The sequence below is a fragment of the Anabaena sp. UHCC 0187 genome (assembly GCF_009712035.1).
In the GTDB taxonomy this organism is placed as follows: domain Bacteria; phylum Cyanobacteriota; class Cyanobacteriia; order Cyanobacteriales; family Nostocaceae; genus Dolichospermum.
This window is the reverse complement of record NZ_VILB01000013.1, coordinates 55,930-75,019: the sequence shown is the minus strand read 5'-3', so window position 1 is coordinate 75,019 and position 19,090 is coordinate 55,930. Positions and strand designations below refer to the sequence as shown.

At 39.0% G+C, this 19,090-nt stretch carries 20 protein-coding genes; 7 read left to right on the top strand and 13 right to left on the bottom strand.

Annotated features, from left to right (window positions below):
• Positions 1 to 298: 298 nt before the first annotated feature.
• Positions 299 to 1,627 (top strand): S-layer homology domain-containing protein, encoded by a 1,329-nt coding sequence (locus tag FJR11_RS13320; RefSeq protein ID WP_168504427.1) that lies wholly within the window; start codon positions 299 to 301, stop codon positions 1,625 to 1,627.
• Between the two features lie 72 nt (positions 1,628 to 1,699).
• On the opposite strand, the gene FJR11_RS13315 is transcribed toward FJR11_RS13320, so the two are convergent.
• Positions 1,700 to 2,488, bottom strand: coding sequence for a peptidoglycan-binding protein (locus tag FJR11_RS13315; protein WP_168504425.1), 789 nt, complete (start codon positions 2,486 to 2,488; stop codon positions 1,700 to 1,702).
• 259 nt (positions 2,489 to 2,747) lie between these two features.
• Here FJR11_RS13315 and FJR11_RS13310 point away from each other — a divergent pair, with 259 nt between their 5' ends.
• Entirely contained in the window at positions 2,748 to 4,166 is a 1,419-nt protein-coding gene (locus FJR11_RS13310) for a hypothetical protein (RefSeq protein ID WP_168504423.1), read from the top strand.
• 17 nt (positions 4,167 to 4,183) lie between these two features.
• Here the strand turns inward: FJR11_RS13310 and FJR11_RS13305 are convergent, their stop codons facing one another.
• The 10 genes from FJR11_RS13305 to FJR11_RS13260 all read right to left on the bottom strand — a co-directional run bounded on the left by FJR11_RS13305 (position 4,184) and on the right by FJR11_RS13260 (position 13,032).
• Positions 4,184 to 4,468, bottom strand: coding sequence for a peptidase (locus FJR11_RS13305; RefSeq protein WP_168504421.1), 285 nt, complete (start codon positions 4,466 to 4,468; stop codon positions 4,184 to 4,186).
• A gap of 54 nt (positions 4,469 to 4,522) precedes the next feature.
• On the bottom strand, positions 4,523 to 7,114 hold the full coding sequence (locus FJR11_RS13300) for a cation-translocating P-type ATPase (RefSeq protein ID WP_168504419.1): 2,592 nt from the start codon (positions 7,112 to 7,114) through the stop codon (positions 4,523 to 4,525).
• Between the two features lie 8 nt (positions 7,115 to 7,122).
• Complete coding sequence (locus FJR11_RS13295; RefSeq protein WP_168504417.1) at positions 7,123 to 7,566, bottom strand: ubiquinol-cytochrome c reductase iron-sulfur subunit; 444 nt, start codon at positions 7,564 to 7,566, stop codon at positions 7,123 to 7,125.
• 2 nt (positions 7,567 to 7,568) lie between these two features.
• Positions 7,569 to 8,249: a rubrerythrin family protein gene (locus FJR11_RS13290; RefSeq protein WP_168504416.1), complete on the bottom strand. Its 681-nt coding sequence runs from the start codon at positions 8,247 to 8,249 to the stop codon at positions 7,569 to 7,571.
• Between the two features lie 252 nt (positions 8,250 to 8,501).
• On the bottom strand, positions 8,502 to 9,509 hold the full coding sequence (locus tag FJR11_RS13285) for a permease (protein WP_168504414.1): 1,008 nt from the start codon (positions 9,507 to 9,509) through the stop codon (positions 8,502 to 8,504).
• A gap of 258 nt (positions 9,510 to 9,767) precedes the next feature.
• Positions 9,768 to 9,998 (bottom strand): thioredoxin family protein, encoded by a 231-nt coding sequence (locus FJR11_RS13280; RefSeq protein ID WP_174763043.1) that lies wholly within the window; start codon positions 9,996 to 9,998, stop codon positions 9,768 to 9,770.
• Between the two features lie 2 nt (positions 9,999 to 10,000).
• Positions 10,001 to 10,402 (bottom strand): heavy metal-responsive transcriptional regulator, encoded by a 402-nt coding sequence (locus tag FJR11_RS13275; protein WP_168504412.1) that lies wholly within the window; start codon positions 10,400 to 10,402, stop codon positions 10,001 to 10,003.
• A gap of 72 nt (positions 10,403 to 10,474) precedes the next feature.
• The gene (locus tag FJR11_RS13270; protein WP_168504410.1) at positions 10,475 to 10,945 is read right to left on the bottom strand and encodes a beta-lactamase hydrolase domain-containing protein; all 471 of its coding nucleotides are present in this window, start codon (positions 10,943 to 10,945) and stop codon (positions 10,475 to 10,477) included.
• Positions 10,946 to 10,979: 34 nt separating this feature from the next.
• Positions 10,980 to 12,410 (bottom strand): HAMP domain-containing sensor histidine kinase, encoded by a 1,431-nt coding sequence (locus FJR11_RS23895; protein WP_217358232.1) that lies wholly within the window; start codon positions 12,408 to 12,410, stop codon positions 10,980 to 10,982.
• Complete coding sequence (locus FJR11_RS13260) at positions 12,355 to 13,032, bottom strand: response regulator transcription factor (protein ID WP_168504408.1); 678 nt, start codon at positions 13,030 to 13,032, stop codon at positions 12,355 to 12,357. Before FJR11_RS13260 ends, FJR11_RS23895 begins: the two co-directional genes overlap by 56 nt.
• A gap of 116 nt (positions 13,033 to 13,148) precedes the next feature.
• On the opposite strand from FJR11_RS13260, the gene FJR11_RS13255 reads away from it, so the two are divergent.
• A complete protein-coding gene (locus FJR11_RS13255) occupies positions 13,149 to 13,577 on the top strand; it encodes a DUF4363 domain-containing protein (protein ID WP_168504406.1) in 429 nt (142 codons plus the stop codon).
• 33 nt (positions 13,578 to 13,610) lie between these two features.
• Positions 13,611 to 14,858: an adenylate/guanylate cyclase domain-containing protein gene (locus FJR11_RS13250; protein ID WP_168504404.1), complete on the top strand. Its 1,248-nt coding sequence runs from the start codon at positions 13,611 to 13,613 to the stop codon at positions 14,856 to 14,858.
• A 4-nt stretch (positions 14,859 to 14,862) separates the two neighbouring features.
• On the opposite strand, the gene FJR11_RS13245 is transcribed toward FJR11_RS13250, so the two are convergent.
• Both FJR11_RS13245 and FJR11_RS13240 read right to left on the bottom strand, forming a co-directional pair.
• On the bottom strand, positions 14,863 to 15,414 hold the full coding sequence (locus tag FJR11_RS13245) for a 3'-5' exonuclease (RefSeq protein ID WP_168504402.1): 552 nt from the start codon (positions 15,412 to 15,414) through the stop codon (positions 14,863 to 14,865).
• 126 nt (positions 15,415 to 15,540) lie between these two features.
• Positions 15,541 to 15,981 carry a hypothetical protein gene (locus FJR11_RS13240; protein ID WP_168504400.1) on the bottom strand — a complete coding sequence of 147 codons (441 nt, stop codon included), beginning with the start codon at positions 15,979 to 15,981 and terminating at the stop codon, positions 15,541 to 15,543.
• 101 nt (positions 15,982 to 16,082) lie between these two features.
• Between FJR11_RS13240 and petN the strand changes: the two genes are divergently transcribed.
• The 3 genes from petN (at position 16,083) to FJR11_RS13225 (ending at position 19,024) form a co-directional block, all read left to right on the top strand.
• On the top strand, positions 16,083 to 16,169 hold the full coding sequence (gene petN / locus FJR11_RS13235) for a cytochrome b6-f complex subunit PetN (RefSeq protein WP_013189847.1): 87 nt from the start codon (positions 16,083 to 16,085) through the stop codon (positions 16,167 to 16,169).
• Positions 16,170 to 16,176: 7 nt separating this feature from the next.
• Entirely contained in the window at positions 16,177 to 16,338 is a 162-nt protein-coding gene (locus tag FJR11_RS13230) for a hypothetical protein (protein WP_168504398.1), read from the top strand.
• 157 nt (positions 16,339 to 16,495) lie between these two features.
• Positions 16,496 to 19,024, top strand: coding sequence for a GAF domain-containing protein (locus tag FJR11_RS13225; RefSeq protein WP_254444748.1), 2,529 nt, complete (start codon positions 16,496 to 16,498; stop codon positions 19,022 to 19,024).
• The last annotated feature ends 66 nt before the right edge of the window (positions 19,025 to 19,090 follow it).

Below are 19,090 nucleotides of genomic sequence, written 5' to 3'. Positions count from 1 at the left end.
ATATCTATTTTAGATTTTTCCTACTGTAATTCGATCTAGGTTTTGGATATAAGACGAATTTTTTCGGAATTTTGCTGCCATTTGCCCTTACTTATACGCCTACTAGGCTTTTAATTCAGGAATTACAGCCCCCAAACAATCTCAATCCAGCGTTACACATCGTCAAAGTCTCCACCCTCAATGTACTCATAGGGTGGGGATGAATAGCAGGGGTTGAGAATTGCCTTTGAAAATTGAAGATTTAGCCAACCACCAAAAATGCTAGTGTAGGAAGTGAAAATCAATTTGTGATTTCTTTGTGTTTTCCCGTAACTGCCCTGCTGTCTTCCTAAGTTTTGCTGTTGTACTATCTTCCTTAACAGCCTGTACCAACAGTCAATCTGCTAAAAATCTAGAACAATCATTAGCGGCTGATCCTCAGTTGCAAAATAATCCTGTTCCCTTTGGCAAACCTCAGAGTCAGCAAATAACACCAAACCCCAACACATCAACAATTAAATTACCGGCTGATTTTCCCGCAGATATTCCCATTTATCCCAATGCCAAGCTAGAGGAAGTTATACCAGCTAATTCTGAAAATAAAATATCTATTCGGTGGCAAAGTGCTGATCCTAGTAATTTAATTAGCAGCTTTTATCGTCAGCAATTTCAGGCTAAAAACTGGCAGATTGTCCAACAGCCTCAAGATGATGTAGAGGGAACTTTTTCCGCCCGACGCAATGATTTACTCATCAACATCACAATTAAACCACAAACCGTTACTAAAGCTGAACCCAATCAACCCCAAACAGCTACTAAAATATTAATTGAATATTCGTCCAATTCTCAAGCTACGGCTACTAACCCAGTTACCCCATCCAACGATTCCCAGTTTATTGGTCCAGTATTGCCTAAAACTGATAATACTAACGTAGTCACCCAGCCAACTCCGCAGCTAACCAGCCAACCTGAGACTTTAACAGCACAGGAATTCACTGATATTCAGAAAGCACCTCCAGAATGGAGATCTCATATTCAAGATTTAGCAGCATTAGGTGTATTATCCATCGAACCGAAAACAAAGGAATTTCTCCCTGATAAAATTATCACCCGTCGGGAATATGCCCGCTGGTTAGTTACGGCTAATAATGCCATGTATGCTAACAATCCTGCTAAACAAATTCGGTTAGCATCCTCCAGCACTCAACCAGCTTTTAGGGATATCTTAGCCAAAGATCCTGATTTTCCCGTTATTCAAGGATTAGCCGAAGCAGGTTTAATTCCCAGTGCTTTGTCTGGAGATGCCACAGCCGTGTTATTTCGTCCTGATGCACCCTTAACGCGAGAACAATTAATTTTATGGAAAGTTCCTTTAGATACCCGTCAAGCCTTACCCGCAGCCAATTTAGAAGCCGTTAAACAAACTTGGGGTTTTCAAGATGCAGGTAGCATTGAACCGAAAGCATTAAGGGCAGTTTTAGCTGATTTTCAAAATGCTGAACAATCAAATATTCGCCGAGTTTTTGGCTATACAACCTTATTCCAACCGAAAAAACCTGTAACTCGCGCTGAAGCTAGTGCAGCTTTGTGGTATTTCGGTACTCAAGGCGAGGGAATGTCAGCAACGGAAGCTTTAAAATTGAAATAAATAAAAATTGACATAAATATAGGACAGGCCGAATAGCCTGTCATTTCTACTTGTTAATTCTTGACTTTACTTTTAGGGTGTGGCTGTAGGTGTAGCCGTTGGTTTAGCTGTGGGTGTGGCTGTTGGTGTAGCTGTAGGTTTAGCCGTTGGTTTAGCCGTTGGTTTAGCTGTAGGTTTAGCTGTAGGTGTAGCCGTTGGTTTAGCTGTAGGTTTAGCCGTTGGTTTAGCTGTGGGTTTAGCTGTGGGTTTGGCTGTAGGTTTAGCTGTAGGTGTAGCCGTTGGTGTAGCTGTAGGTGTAGCCGTTGGTTTAGCTGTGGGTTTGGCTGTTGGTGTAGCCGTAGGTTTAGCTGTAGGTGTGGCTGTAGGAGTTGGCTTAGTTACTGGCTTACCAATAATGTTCTTAACTTCTTCATTTAGTTTTTGGCGAAGTCGTAAATCAGCAATACCAGTTTCTGGAAGTTCATGCTTTTTCTGATACTCCTTGACTAACTCTTCTAGCCGCGAACTGTAAAATTGATCACGGGGAAGTAAAGGATTTGGCTTAAGTACAGTATTTAAATTAGCTTGCAAAATTTGGACAATCGTCGCCGCCTGATCTTGGGTTTGTGGTCCAACTTTCCCGTCTATCTTTAGCTTGTAGCCTGTTTGAAATTCAGTGATGGCTTTTTTTGTTTCCTCATCAGTGAGAGGATCTTTTGTAACTTTAACGTTATAACCCAACCCATGTAATACAGATCGGAATTCATCAGGCTTATAGTTGCGCTGACGGGCTGCAAAAGCTATATCTGAAGCCACAACACTAGCTGTTACGAGACAGGTTAGAACAATTGTTGTGCTATATTTTCCTAAATCACACCACATGATAAAAACTCCTTAGCAGTAAATCAATAAGATCAAAGTGTCACCACTGAATTTTAAGTTTCTTTAACCACTGTTTTAACAATGATTAATAAATTTTGATTAATTTGACTCTGATTGATTATTAACCAGATCAGAAAAATTACTCTTTGACATCTATTAATAGTCTCAATTTTGAAAAATCCGTAATGATGCTTTGTTAAGAACCTATGTTGCTAACATTCCCAATAACAGCAGTCATAACTAACATATACCAGGAATCATGAGTAAATTTAAAACTTCCCAGCAAAAAAACCTGTGGTTTGAGAGAATAATGGCAATTACCGCCACTGTCAATCTACTGTTAGTTGTATTTGATTTAAGTTACGTATCTTGGCGGGATTTTTACTTCCGTAGAGTTAATGAAATTACTCGATTGTACGATCCAATTAAAGGTATTGAACCTCATCGTGACACAAAAAAATATCTAGAAGCAGTAGCTGAATTAGAAGAACAGGTAACTCAAACAGGATTAAAATCACCTCAAGTCAAAAATAAGTTAGCAGATATTCGTCTTCTCAGCAAAGAGATGATTGAAACTAATCCTTTTGCGGGTGCGGGGAAAAGTGGAACATTGGAAAAAATCAAAAACCGGATGCGAGAACACGTTGGTAAAGAATCGGCAAAAGTTGCATTTAATACTTTTTGGAGTCAGGAGTATTTATCTAAAAATAGTTGGAATCAAGAAATAGATTTTTTCAACCAAAAAATTCGTCCAGGAATTGCCAGAAACTATTATCGTAAAATTGATGAAAATGGTGAATTTTTAGATGACTTTTGGATAATTGATTTACCTTTTGTAGTGCTATTTGCCACAGAATTAGTAGGACGTACATTCTTAATCAAACGGAGATATCGCCATTTAAGTTGGTTAGAAGCAATTTTATGGCGTTGGTATGATATATTCTTACTAATACCAATTTGGCGATGGTTAAGAGTCATACCAGTTACAGTGCGACTAGATCAAGCAAAATTAATTGATTTTTATATAATTAGACGGCAAATTCATCAAGGTATTCTTGCCAATTTTGCTGAAGAAATTACAGAAATTGTCGTAGTCCAAGTAATTAATCAAGTTCAAGGTTCAATTCAACGAGGTGAGATAACACGTTGGCTATTAGAATCAGAAAATGTGCGTTCTTACATAGATATTAATAATATCAATGAAGTAGAAGCAATTGCTGGACTTTTAATTAAAACACTGGTTAATCAAGTATTACCAAAAATCCAACCAGAAGTAAATGCAATTTTGTGCCATAGCATCGAAATTGCCTGTCAACAATTACCAGGTTATGGTAATATCCGCATGGTACCAGGATTAGGTAAAGCGCAAACACAAATTAGTCAACAACTAGCCACACAAATTACTAATAACATATATGCGGCTTTAGCCAGTAGTATCAAAGATCCTGTTGCGGCAAAACTTTCCACTCAGCTAATAGAAAAATTCACAACTTCATTCACTTCAGAAATTCAGCAAAAACAAGTTCTGGCAGAAATTCAAAATTTGCTGAATGACTTTTTAGAAGAAGTTAAAATTAACTACATTCAACGTTTATCCCAAGAGGATATAGATAAAATTTTGGAAGAAACTAGAAAAATGCGAACAGAATCATCCAGTAGCTTATCTATTCGCAAATAAATCATCAAAACCGGATTTTAATTATTGACATTAGGTCTTTTTTTCTGATTAAACAAACCCGACATACTCATACCCGTCACCAACAAACCGATTAATCCGAAACCATTCAAAATTGGATAAATTGCCTGTAAATGAAAAATTTCCCCAGTATGAATTTCCAACATTAATCGAGAAGAAAGTCCAATATTAATCGGCCATTCCTTAACAACAGTAGCTAACATTCCCGTCAACACAGTTAATAAAAGTGGTAAACAAACAATAATACCAATAGTCCGATGATACTTGCGAAATGCCCTTTTCATAATAATCCTCCAAAATAATCATTAAAAGTCTTACCTTTGCGCGAAACATCTTATTTATCTACGTCGCCAAACCTTCAAACCTTCAAACCACAAAATACTAAAAACCCCAGAAGTGAGACTAACTAGTAAATCATCAAAATGAAGAAAAGAGAAACGGAATAAATGACGTAACACAGGAACATACAGCACCAAACCCATAAACACCACACCACCACCTAATACCCACCAAAGTGCCGCATTAGGAGTACGTAACATTTCGGGAATAGTCCGCGACCAAGAACGATTACTCAAAATCATACTTAAATTCGAGACAATTAGGGTGGTAAAAGCCAAAGCGCGGGCATCAAATTCTCCATGTCCAAAATAAAAAGCCACAGCAAATACAACCACCAGCACCACTAAAACACTCATTCCTTGCAGAAGTGCCAATCTCAAAGTTCGACGGTTGAATAACGACTCTCTAGGATTGCGAGGTGGACGGTTCATGATATTGCTTTCTTCTGGTTCGGCCTCAAATACTACAGTACAAGCCGGGTCAATAATTAAATGCAAAAAAGCAATGTGGATAGGCAATAATACCAGCGGCCAATGAAATATTACCGGAATCAAGGACATTCCCGCAATCGGAATGTGAACTGCCAAAGTATAAGCCATCCCTTTTTTCAGGTTGTCAAATACTCGCCGTCCTAGCCTAATAGATTGGACAATGGCAGAAAAATCATCATCTAGCAACACTAAATCCGCAGCTTCACGGGCGACATCTGTACCCCGTTCACCCATCGCAATACCAATATCAGCAGCTTTCAAAGCCGGGGCATCATTGACCCCATCTCCAGTCATAGCCACGATTTCACCGCGCCGTTTGAGGGCATTCACAATTAGTAATTTTTGTTCTGGAACAACCCGCGCAAAAATATTCACGGTTTGAATTCGAGATAGTAACTCCCCTTCTGACATTTTGGCCAGTTCTGCCCCGGTAATTACTTCTGTAGCAGGTGTTAGTCCGATTTGACGGGCAATATTTTGGGCAGTGGCTGGATAATCACCTGTAATCATCACCACCCGAATACCAGCAGTGTAACATTCGGCAATGGCTGGGGCGACCGTTGGACGCACGGGGTCAGCCATACCTAGCAGTCCTAAAAAGGCAAATTCAAAGTCATGTTGTACTTCAGGAAGAGATTTGAGGGTTTTGTTTTTTTGATGTTGGCCAATGACTTTGGCTACACCCAAAACACGCAAACCAGCAGCAGCCATTTTATTAATCTGTTGTTCTAAATCTTGCCTTTGTTGGGTGTTAAAATGACAAAGATCAGCGATCGCTTCCGGCGCTCCTTTAGTAGCAACTACTAATTTTTCTTCTGGGGATTGCCACACACAGGACATGGCTAATAATTGACCTGTGAGGGGATATTCCCGCAGGATTTCCCAATCTTGATGTAAATGTTCTGTTCTGGCTAAATAGTCATCACCCACTTGTTTCAGGGCTTTTTCCATGGGGTCGAAAGGGTCTTTGCGACTGGCTAAAATCCCAAATTCGATTAATTCATGGAAGGTTTCCGGGAGTGCTTCCCGTTCATGCAGGGCAACATCGTAAAATTGCGGTGTTAAAGTTGTGGCTTCATATACAAATAATTGCTGCACTGACATCCGGTTAAAAGTCAGAGTTCCAGTTTTATCTACACAAAGAACGGTTGCTGAACCCAGTGTTTCTACTACGGGAACACGCCGAGTTAAAACCCTAGCCTGGGAAAATCGCCAAGCCCCCAAAGCCAGGAAAATTGCCAATACCACAGGAATTTCATTCGGCAAAATTGCCATTGCCAGTGCCAAACCTGCTAAAATTCCTTGTAGCCAATCGCCCCTAGTTGCACCGTAAATAACGATGACAGCCACGCAAATAGCGATCGCTACAAAAGTCAATTTACTGACAATTTTTCGGGTTTCCCGTTGCAGAACCGTATCTTCCTGTTCCACAGTTTGCAAGGCTTTACCAATTTTGCCCATTTCTGTCTGCATACCTGTTCCATAGACTTGGGCAATTCCCTGACCTTGAACTACCAACGTTCCCGAATAGACAAAAGGTAAATCTTCACCACCTGGACGGTGCTGTGTGGCGGTTCTGATGGTATTTTCTAAATCGGTGGTATCCTGCTTGCGAACAGGTAAAGATTCCCCTGTTAACAGCGATTCATCAACACTCAAATGAGTAGACCACATCACCACAGCATCCGCAGGAACTCTATCACCCTCTGACAAAACAATCACATCTTCTCTAACTACTTCCCGTCCCGCAATCCGTTGACGTTCCCTACCACGAATAACTAATGCACGAGGACTAGAGAGATCCCGTAATGCTTCTAGTGACTTTTCTGTTTTTTGTTCTTGGTATAAGTTAATGCAGACAATGAAAAGGATGAAGCCTAGTAAAATCAAAGCTTCCTGCGTATCACCCAAAAATAAGTAAATGACACCACAGCCTAATAACAGGAGGAAAATTGGCTCTTTAAAGATTTCTAAGGCAATTCCCCAAATATGCCGCTGTTCGGTAGATGGTAACTCATTATATCCTTCTTGTTTGAGGCGATTGCTTGCTGATGATGCAGATAACCCTGTAATAGATTCGAGTTCAATTTTATGAGTCATAATCACAGCTACAGAACTTTTGTTTTTACTAAGACATTGCCGTCTTCCAGCTTGGCTGTGTAAACTTGTAGTGGTTCTGTTGCTGGGCCTCCCAGTACCTTGCCATCTACTGCAAATTTCGACTCGTGACAGGGACAGACAAAAGATTTTTGGTCTTGTTCCCAATTCACCGCACAACCTGCATGACTACAATTAGAATTAACAGCAATTAGACTATTTTTATCAGTGGGATTACGGATGATAATTACCGGACTATCACCAGAATCTTGATTCAAAATCTGACCTTTTTGGTCTAACTCTGCGACAGTACCCACTGTCTTAAAACCATCAGAACGCGATGAAGTATTAGCTACAGACGTTGTAGTTTGAGGAGAACAGGCAGCAAGGGCTACAGGTAACGAACTAGCGATAGCGCCCAAACCTACCCAGCCGAAAAATTCACGTCTATTCATACCTAGTTTACCTTTTCAAAAGGCTTGGAACAATTTTTGCTCTTAGCATCAAGTGTTGTATAACCAGATATAGGGCAAACATAGAAAGGACGATTTGCTTGTTTCCAAGTAGCGAGATTATTCTTAGCTGTGGTGTAAAGTTGAGCGTGTCCAGTTTCCGCTTCTAAAGCATAATTAAAAGTTTGTACAGCCGCTTTATTTCCAACCTGTTTGGCCTCTTTGATAAAGCCAGGATACATAGTATCGCGTTCGTAAGACTCACCTTTAATAGCCTGTGTCAGATTTTCAATAGTAGATTTAACTACAGGTGTGGCAATATTATTTTTAGGTGTGCCACCCATGCCCCGAATCACCTTAGCATGATTGTCGCGGTGAATTGCTTCTGCTCTTGCAGCAGCGCGGAATAAACTACCAACTTCCTTATAACCTTCCGTATCAGCTTTTTTTGCAAAAGCCAAATACATAACATGGGCGTTAGATTCGCCGTTATAAGCAGAGATCAGATTTTTTAGAGTGGTAGACTCAGATGGGGTAGCGGCTTGAGCAACAGAATCAGATGGTTCAACAATTGCAAATGGAGTTGGTTGACTACAACCATTTAAAACTAAAATACTTAGGGCAGTTGCGCCAGAGGCAACAACAGTCTTAAGATTGAAAAATTGTAATTTCTTAATCAAACCCATGACGAAAATCTCCTGTAAATTCAAAAGCAGAGCGATTTATCTCTACACAACTCACAGAATAAAATAAACAAAGTAAAGAACTAGTAAAGATACCCGCTATTGATTGTCAAACATCATCAATTCCATTTTCAACTTCCTCTAGATACATATAGCAAAGTAATAATTGTAGATTTCTGTATTTCTCAACTGTTGCCAAACCTGTGGACAGATTTAAGCCATTTTAGGGAAGAATATCTGTAAATGGAAAGTAAATTAACTTACTTTAAGTATGGAATTGAACAGATAACCCAAGCTGATGATACCCAAAGTCATTAGCCCAATGAATACTAACAGCAGTTGGGGTTTCAGAACCTTTTTGAGAATAACCATCTCAGGAAATGAGAGAGCCGTAACTGCCATTGTAAAAGATAGCACTGTTCCTATGGGCATTCCTTTGTTGACTAGGGCTTCAGTAATCGGTAAAACTCCGGCAATATTGGCATAGAGAGGAACGCCAAGCATGACTGCAATAGGAACTGCAAAAGGATTTTCAGAGCCAGCCCAACGGGTGATTAATTCTGTGGGAACGTAGCCATGAATACCTGCCCCCACACCTATCCCAACTACTACATATATCCAAACTGATTTAAAAATCTCGGTAGATTGAAACTGTCCTTGCTGGAATCTATCGCGCCATGTTAATTTAGTGATCTGAAAATCCTCTTCCTCTTGATTGTTTGGTTGCTCACCTCTGGCTTTTTGGAGTTCCCAAACAAAAGGTTCTACCCATTTTTCTAGTTTTAGCAAACCTATAGTGTAACCTGCGGCGATCGCTAATCCCACACCAAAGCCAATATACAGCAACGTCACTTTTAGCCCAAATAAGCCCCACAACAAGACAACAGCCACTTCATTCACCATTGGGGCTGACATTAGGTAAGAAAAAGTCACTCCTAAAGGTATACCTGCTTCCAAAAATCCAATAAACAAAGGTACAGCAGAACAAGAGCAAAAGGGGGTAATAATTCCTACTGCCGCTGCCATAATATTACCAAGCAAGGTACGCTTACCACCTAACCAAACGCTAACTCGTTCCGGTTGGAGAAAGCTTTGCAGCGTACCTACTGCAAAACTAATAGTTAGCAATAACGTCAATACCTTGGGAACATCGTAAAAGAAGAAATGCAAACTTGCTCCCAAATTAGATTCTAGCGATAGCCCCAACAGTCGAGTGACAATTTGGGTTGCCAACCAGTCAAAAGGATAGAATAGATCAAACATCGGACAATCCTCGTAGCAAAAAGATATGAATATGCGTCTTGCAGAATCTTGGTAGAGACTTTTTCAGGTGTTGCTAATTAAGAGTATTAATTATGTTATGCCTTAATTTTCAAGTCGGAGACAGGCTATAGGAAATATTAGACTTATCCGGTAATTAAATGTGCGTAACCTGGAACTATTGTAGGGACAATTCATGAATTGCCCCTACAATCTTTTTGACCAGATGTCTATTGAATGTGATACTTGCGTAAGTCCTAACTACAAAAGTTTCTGGATTTGATCTGCGGCTAAAACCTGACCTTTACTGACTACTTTGCCATTAATAGCTAAAGCTGGAGTAGTCATAATGCTTCTTTTGGCAATTTCAATTGTATCAGTAATATGTATGACTTCAGCATCTAGTCCCAGGGTGGCGATCGCTTCTTGAACATTGGCTTCTAGCTGATGACATTTTTTGCAACCTGTACCGAGAATTTCAAATTTCAACATATTTATTCAACCTTTTCTAAAACGATACATTCATGACTTGAATCGGAATGTTCCAACTTTTGAAAACAACGCTCAACTAAAGGCAGCAATTCATCCCGCAATCCCTGAAGTTGTCGAATATTGTCTTCAATCTCCCGCAATTTTTTTAGTAATCGTTCGTGCATTGCTTGGCAAGTCAGAGATTGCCCTTCCTTCAGTTTCAAAATATCTTTGATTTCGTCCAAACTCAAACCTAATGCTTTAGCCCGACTAATAAAAGCTAGGCGTTCTACATCTTTTTCGCTGAACAGACGATAACCAGATTCTGTGCGCTTTGGTGGAGGAATTAACTCAATTCGCTCATAGAAATAAAGGGTTTGGGGATTTAACCCCAACTTGCGGCAGATTTCACCAACTTGCAGCATTTCATTACCCTCTCGATTCAAGTAAGTTTATCCTAAACCTTATACTGTGGTATAAGGTCAAGGGTTGAATCGTTAAATTTTGTTATGCTGCACAGATGATTTTGAACGACTGGTAATGTAGTTTGGTAAAAACTGCTGCATTCGCGGCTTATCATCATAGCTAAACCCCAATTCTTCACCTTTAGCAAAGGCTGCTTCCGCACTCATACCTTCACGAGTTGCAATATACATTAACCCAGTGGTAACGGCACGTAAGCCAGTTTTACAGTGACTGAGAATGGGTTTAGGTAATTGATCAATTTCGGTTAGTATCTGATCAATGAGTTCATCACTGAGGAGATCAGGACGCAGGGGCATATTCACATAGTTGAGTCCTGCGACTGCCGCAGATTGCTGTTCATCACTCACAAAGTCTTCTTCATTCGGTGATCTTAAATTAAGCACAGACTTAAATCCAGATTTAGCCGCTTGTTCCAAATCTGCCATAGAAGGCTGTCCTAGCAAAACCGCCAGGTCTTTATTGATATATTTGATGTTTTCCATAAGTGGCTATTATTCAGAATTAAGTGAGCTAATTCTAAACCCTATACTTAGGTATAAAGTCAACCCCCTTCGGGAAATTAAAAATTACTGGTAACTTCACTCGAAAACAACTACCCACACCGATTTGACTCGTTACAGAAATTTCACCACCATGACCATAAGTAATAGCTTGCACAATAGCCAAACCTAAACCTGAACCACCTTGACGACGAGAACGGGCTTTTTCAGCCCGCCAAAAGCGGTTAAATACCAAAGATAAATTTTCAGACGGGATACCAATACCAGTATCCGTCACTTCTATGATTACAAAATCATCCGATTTAAGGATTTTTACCTTTACGAAACCGCCATTAGACGTATATTGCAGGGCATTTTCTAGCAAATTCCCAAAAAGTCGTTGTAACTGATTTGCATCACCCTTTACCCACACCTCGTCAATCAAATCAGCCTCTAAAGTAATTTCTTTTTCTTGCGCTTGCGACTGTAAACTATCAATTAAATCAAATAAAATTTCATCTATCGGCATGGGAATAGCAGTTTTTGGCAAACTTACAGAGGCAGCATCACTTCTTGCTAACAACAGTAAATCCTCTACTAAGTGCGTCATCTGTCGCGTTGCACTTTCGATAACTGTGATTTTTTTAATATCCAGGGGGTGAATGCGTTCTGGGTGATTTTGGATAACTTCCACTGTTGTTTTAATTGCTGTCAGGGGACTACGTAATTCATGGGACGCATCTGCTGTAAATTGTTGTAATTGCTGAAAACTCTGCTCAATAGGTTGTAATGCTTTACTTGTTAACCACCAACCTGTACCACCAATCAAAATCATCCCCAAAACAGCACCAAATCCTAAACCCATCAATAGTCTGTTGAGTTCTTTTTCTACTTCTACAGTTGATGCACTCACCCGCACATAACCAAAAAGTTGGCGATTTTTCCCAGCAGAATAAACTGGAATAGTTAATGTGCGGAGGCCATTTTTTTGCCATGAATGGAAACTCGTCACAAATGGTGTTTGTGGAAATTGCTTGCCGGCTTTTCCTAATAATTGCTTTTGGGAATCAAACCATTCCACACTTTGACGATATAACCGCAGATCTTGCCAAGGAATATCCAAATCTCCATCATGATCCAAAATTCGCGGCATTTTGTGATGTACAGCCATTCTATCTGCCTGAATAGCCGATAAATTATGAGCCGCCGCATCTGCTAAGATTAATAACTGACTGTCCAATTGTTGATAGAGACTATGGGCAAAAAAATGGTACACTGTCATTGATGACAATCCCATTACCACCATCATCGCCAGCAAATAAGATAACAGTAACCGCGAACTGGTAGCCCGAAATTGGGGATTAGCTAAAATATTTCCCCACCACCAAGGTAGAATAAATCTGTTTTTGTTTCTATTCGTTTTGGTTAAGCCGATACCCAAGCCCATAAACAGTTTCGATAAAATCATGTTTTGCTCCTGCGGCTTTGAGTTTTTGCCGGATTCCCCGAATATGTACCTTAACTGTATCTTGTCCAGGTGTGTCAATAGATGACCACAGGTGATCAAGAATTTGGTGCCGACTCAGAACGTGACCATGATTACGAAGGAATAGTTCTAACAATTGGTATTCTTTCGGTGTCATAGACAACAATTTATCTTTGTAAGTAACAGTACAATTTGCGGGATCAAGTTGGAGTCCACCCCACTCCAAAAAGGTTGATAATGCAGTATTTCCCCGGCGTAGCAAAGCCCGAATGCGGGCGAGTAGTTCTTTTAAATCAAAAGGCTTAATCACGTAATCATCAGCACCAGCATCTAAGCCTGCTACTTTATCCGTACTGGTATCTTTGGCTGTTAACATCAATACTGGCACTGAATAACCCCGTCGCCTAAGTCTTTGGCACAATTCTATCCCGCTTAACTTTGGTAACATGACATCAAGAAGGATTAAATCATAGCTGAATGCGGTGATAAATTCCCATCCTGACTCCCCGTCACTAGCTATATCAACGGCGTAATTATTGTCAGTCAAGGCTTCTGCAAGAGATGAAGCTATTCGTTCATCATCTTCTACTAATAAAAATTTCATAACGCTGTAACTTATAATATAAATCTTTACGAGTTCTTTACCTTTGCTGTTTTATTGTAGAGAATAGTCAAGACGCAAATCACATATTCTCAATTTAATTAATCAAGGAGTTTACAATGAAGCGTTTTCAGCCAATTTTGATGATTGCAGGTATCAGCTTGCTGACTTTGGTAGGCTGCTCCAATGGTGAACAAGCTACCATTGAAACCACCCCAGCGGCAACTTCTAATGCTAATGTAGCAGCAAATCCAGCCACAACATCCACAGCAGGTAATGATGGTTTACTAGCTGTAGTCTCCAAAACTAAAACCGCAGTTACATCTGGTAATTTTGTCCAAGCAAAAAAAGAATTTGACAAGTTTGAAGATGTTTGGAAAGAAGTAGAAGACGGCATAAAAGCTAAATCTCGTGATAATTATGACGCTGTAGAAAAAAGTATGGATGAGATATCAGGAGAACTCAAAGCTGCTAAACCCCAAAAAGACAAATTAATCACAGCATTACAATCATTAGAAAAAACTATTAATGCTGTTTCTAAGTCTTAATGAATTTACCCAATCTCCCAACAGAGTAGATAAATGTCAAAGCTATTAAAACACAAATTCAATAGCACTATCGAGTCTAAATTGGTGGGAACTCGCTTAAATACCTTTATCAGTGAATTTTTAAGTAACAGTGGACACTTTTTGATCCTGAAAAATCTTTCTGATGTTGCACTTTACGGTTGGCAAACATATATTACTGATCCAACCGAATATTTACTGATTGGGGCAATGGTGATACAAACATTTTATTTATCGAAACCCGGCGCATCTCGGTTTTTTGGTAATCTGATTGGTGTGAGTATTTACACTTTAATTGATTTACCAGTAGATGGGGCTGAGTTTCTACAAAACCCCAGTCATTTTGTTTTTTGGGCATTTTCTCTGGCCATAGCTGCACTGCAAAGTATTCGCTATCACTGGAAACCAACTCTAGAACGTTGGACAATTCCCTTAGAAAGCGTAGTGCGGATGCTCATGCTACTGGGGTTTTATCTAGTTGTGAGCATTGGTATAAATCCCAATCAGCAGGATAATTTACCACTTCTACAAAAGTTTTCATCGGCAGCTACCCATAAATACTTAGTTGCTAGTTTATTCTTAGTTGGTTTATTACTTGGTTTTCAGCGATTGCAAATTATTATTCAGCAACGACAACTCCAAGAAACCGCTGGATTATTGCGAAATTTGGCAGAATGGGGCATGGGAAGTCATGCTGTAAATACCGCAGTTAACAACCCAGAAGGTTTGGAATTTCAACAGTGCAATCGCGCGATTTTGTTTATGGATATTCGTGGGTTTACCTCTTGGTGTGAACAGACTGAACCCAAGATTGTGGCTAGTGTTCTTAACAGTTATTATCAGCACGTAGAACCCGCTGCTGCCCATTCTCAACCTTTACGCATTACTCTAACTGCTGATGAAATCATGGCCATTTATGCCACTCCAGAACAGGCAGTTACAGCCGCCCAAGTCATGCAAAAAGCCGCTGTGGAAATTCTCTCACCTTACGGCATTGGGGCTGGTTGTGCAGTTCACTGTGGCACAGTAGTCGAGGGGTTATTTGGTGGAGAGGAAGCCCGCACTTATACTGTGATTGGGGATGTAGTGAATACGGCTAAACGCTTAGAAGGCGCAACCCCAGCCGGGGAGATTACTATTTCTGATGCTGTTTATAGAAGATTAGACTGCAAATTAACGGTTAAACCACGCGTTGCGATCGCTCTTAAAGGGAAAGCAGAAATGTTGACAGCTTGGCAACTTGTACCATTAATTATTTCCTAAGCAATTAACTTTTTTTAGTAGTTTGCATATAACGATAAATAGCGGCAATATTCCGCGCATCATCAATTCCCCGATGATGTGTACCTTGTAATTCCATGCCTAAATGTTGCAAGGCTTGTGCCATACCAAATTTATGAGATACACCTAAATATTCTGAAAATTCCGTTTTGATATTTCTATGTTCTGCACCAAAAGGATAAGGAACATGATGAAATTTGCAATCTTGTAAAAATTGCGATTTATCGTAATTACCCCAAGAACAAAATATATGATTAGGAAATAAATTCATCCAATCAGTTAATTTTGACATCACTTCTGGAAAACTCTGTGCTGCGTCAACTTGTTGTTGAGAAATGCTAGTCAATTCTGTACAGAAAGTTGTAAGTTGGGGATTTCGCACAGGTTTAATAAATTGTTGAAACTCAGAATCAATTTCCCAAGTTTGCCGATTTAGCATTACCGCACCAATTTCAATAATTTCCATTTGATGACGGGGAATACTCTTTTGATGACAACAAGTAGCTTCGAGATCAATTATCAAAAAGTAGTGATTCATAGATAATTGGTAATAGGTAATAAAATACTTACTTTCATCCTGTACATCCTTTCATCCTGGATATCCTGATTCTGACAATTTTCATCCTGTACATCTTTTCATCCTGGATATCCTGATTCTGACAATTCATGAAAAAGGTTTAAGCCATTTTCGTAAAATCGCAATATCTAAAGCAAAAGCAGCAAGAGCAAACCACAATATACTTTCTCCTGCTAAGATTAAAAAAGGCAAAACTGGATTATTTATCTCCCAACCAACTTCTATTTGAGTTAAACCCCGCACCAAACCAAAAGCCCAAACTCCACCAGTTTTGAGATGAGGATTTTTATCTACGCGGATAATATAGCGGTAGGTGACACCAAAGAGAAACCCAGAAAAACCGGCTATCACACCATTTAATAACATCTGTAAATTTACTATATCAATTTTATCATAACTAACCAAGGGAAAATACTTATCCAGCCATAAAACATTAATAAAGCTAGTGCTAAGGAAAGCCAAACCCAAAGATACGCTGCCAATTACTCCCGCTTTGAGGGATTCTAACCGTTCTGCCATTAATTCCATAATTTTTCTAACTCTCCTACCAATATAGTTAATGAATCCACTGCGTTTTCCCAGTATGATGAATATTAGAGCCGTTTTGTAATTATTTGAAAAGTAGAACTATGATTTTGACACTGGGTTGGGTATCGCTGTTAGTTGTGTTTACTTGGTCTATTTCTATGGTAGTTTGGGGACGCAACGGACTATAGAGGAATTGTGGAAAGTCCATTTTTGGGTATTTTGGCCTTATTTGGTGTAGTGCTGCTAGTAGGAGTCACTGGTGGTGTTGTTTATCTCACATTAGCAGATTGGCGCGATCGCCGTCGTCTCGAAGACGAAACCCGCGAAGCCCGACGTAGCACTAGCAAGCGAAAATGATACTCTTACAGCTTATGTATAGCTGTATTTTGCGTTAAAAAGTGTTTATGTAGGGATACAAATAGTTGTTATCCCTACATAATCTATATTTATTGCTACATTATATATAAGTCCAAAAATATTAAAAATCCGACTGGGAACGGGGAATACTTTTAACATGGAAATCCAAAAACCAACTTCCCACCAAATATATCAAAAAAATATGTCATTTTCTCTAAATCAAGGTGAAAGACAAAAAGCCTTGTCTAGAGTAATTTCTCGGATTCGAGAATCTCTAGATATAGATATCATTTTTACAATCACAGTAACTGAAGTTCGTCAGTTATTGAACACTGATAGAGTGGGGGTATTTCGTTTTGATCCTAAATTGGGTTGGGAAGGTGAATTTATCTATGAAGATGTAGACAAAAAATGGGTTTCAGCATTATCAACTAAACTACATGATCATTGTTTTACAGAAGATTTTGCCCAACTTTATCAAGAAGGAAAAATTCAAGTAATATCTGATATTTATCAAGATAGTAGTAATGATTGCCAGGTGAGAATTTTAGAGAAATTCCAAGTGCGTGCTAATATAGCCGTCCCCTTAATGAAAGGCAAAGATTTATGGGGATTATTGTGTATTCATCAATGTAGTGAACCCCGGCAATGGGAAGAAGCAGAAATTGAATTTGTGCAATTAATTGCTGAACATTTGGGAGTTGCTTTACAACAAGCTGATTATATAGAACAAGTTAAATTACAATCAGCCCAACTGGCCCAAGCCAAAGCTAGAGAAAAATCAGCAGAATGTCAGAAAACTATTGCCAAAACCGTTGAAAAGATTCGTCAATCTTTAGACTTAGAAAGTATTTTTCGGACTACTACCGACGAACTCAGACAATTACTAAATGTTGATCGAGTATCAATTTATCGTTTTAATCCTGATTGGAGTGGTGAATTTGTATTTGAATCTGTAGCTGAAGGGTGGGTAAACCTGATGCAAGAACAGTTACAACGACCAGAATTAGGTGATAACATCAGTGAATGTAAATTAAAAGATTTAGTTGAACCACCAACTGATACCTACCTCCAAGATACATCTGGTGGTCGCTTTGCCAAAGGTGAAGTATACCGTGTTTGTGATGATATTTATAATTGTGGATTTACCGACTGTTACATCAAAGTTTTAGAAAGCTATCAAGCAAAAGCTTATGTCATAGTCGCTATTCTTTATAATCAAAAACTTTGGGGATTATTAGCAGCTTATCAAAATACTACTCCCCGTTATTGGCAAGAAGATGAAGTTTATTTACTTACCCAAATTGGTGGTCAATTGGGAGTGGCTTTGCAGCAAGCAGAATACTTACAAAAATTGCGAACACAAGCCGCAGAAATTAGCAAAGCAGCCGAAAGACAAAGAGCATTAGTGAATACTGTTGATAAAATTAGGCAATCTTTAGATATTGACATTATATTTAAAACCACTACTCAAGAAGTTTGTAGACTATTAGAAGTAGAACGAGTCGCAATTTATCGGTTTTATCCGGATTGGAGTGGTGAATTTGTCGCTGATTCTATTTTAGATGGTTGGACATCAGTTGCTAAACCTCAACCTATAACTGAACGAGTGCTTTTACAAGAAATAAAAGCGGGAAAATATGCCAGAAATGAAGTTTTTGTTCCCATTTCCCAAGGGGAAAAACTTTGGGGATTATTAGTAGCTTATCAAAACTCCCAACCTCGTTATTGGCAAGAGGAAGAAATCAATTTATTAGCCCAAGTTGGAGTGCAATTGGGTGTAGCATTACAGCAAGCTGAATCTTTAAAACAGATGCAGATCCAAAAAGAAGAAATTGCTCAAACTTTGAAAGAATTGCAGATTACTCAAAGCCAGTTAATTCAAAGTGAAAAAATGGCGGGTTTAGGTCAGTTAATCGCGGGGTTAGCACACGAAATTAATAACCCAATTAGTTTTATTTACGGGAACATTCCCTATGTTACCGATCATATCAAAGATTTATTAAATTTAGTGCGTCTTTACCAAAATAACTATCCCCAAGCACCGGAAGAAATTCAATATCAATCAGCAGAAATAGATTTAGATTTCATTAATGATGACTTGCCAAAAATGCTCAGTTCTATGATGTGTGGAGCCGATAGAATTCGTCAATTAGTGATTTCATTAAGGACTTTCTCGCGGCTTGACGAAGCAGAAATGAAGCCTGTTGATTTACATGAAGGGATTGATAGCACTCTTTCAATTTTACAACATCGTTTTCAACCACAGGACCATACCCTGAAAATTGAAGTCATTAAAGAATATGGTGAATTACCTCCAGTAGTTTGTTATGCTGCTCAAATGAATCAGGTATTTATGAATATTCTGACTAATGCTCTTGATGCTTTAAAAGAATCATTAATAGCCAGTCCAAAAATTTGGATTCGCACAAAAGTTATAGATACAAATCATCTGCAAATTTGTATTGCTGATAATGGTTGTGGGATTCCAGAAAATGTCCGTGATCGCATTTTTGAACCTTTTTTTACTACCAAAGAAATTGGACAAGGTAGCGGTTTAGGATTATCTGTGAGTTATCAAATTATTGTCGAAAAACACGGTGGACAGATTAAATGTATTTCCGAATTTGGTAAAGGTTGTGAGTTTTTAATTGAAATACCCATACAGCAGATATCCAACGAATAAATTCCTGTCTAATAGTAAAAGTCGGTTAAAACCGACTAATAATAATTCCTTCTCTTCCTCTTTGCG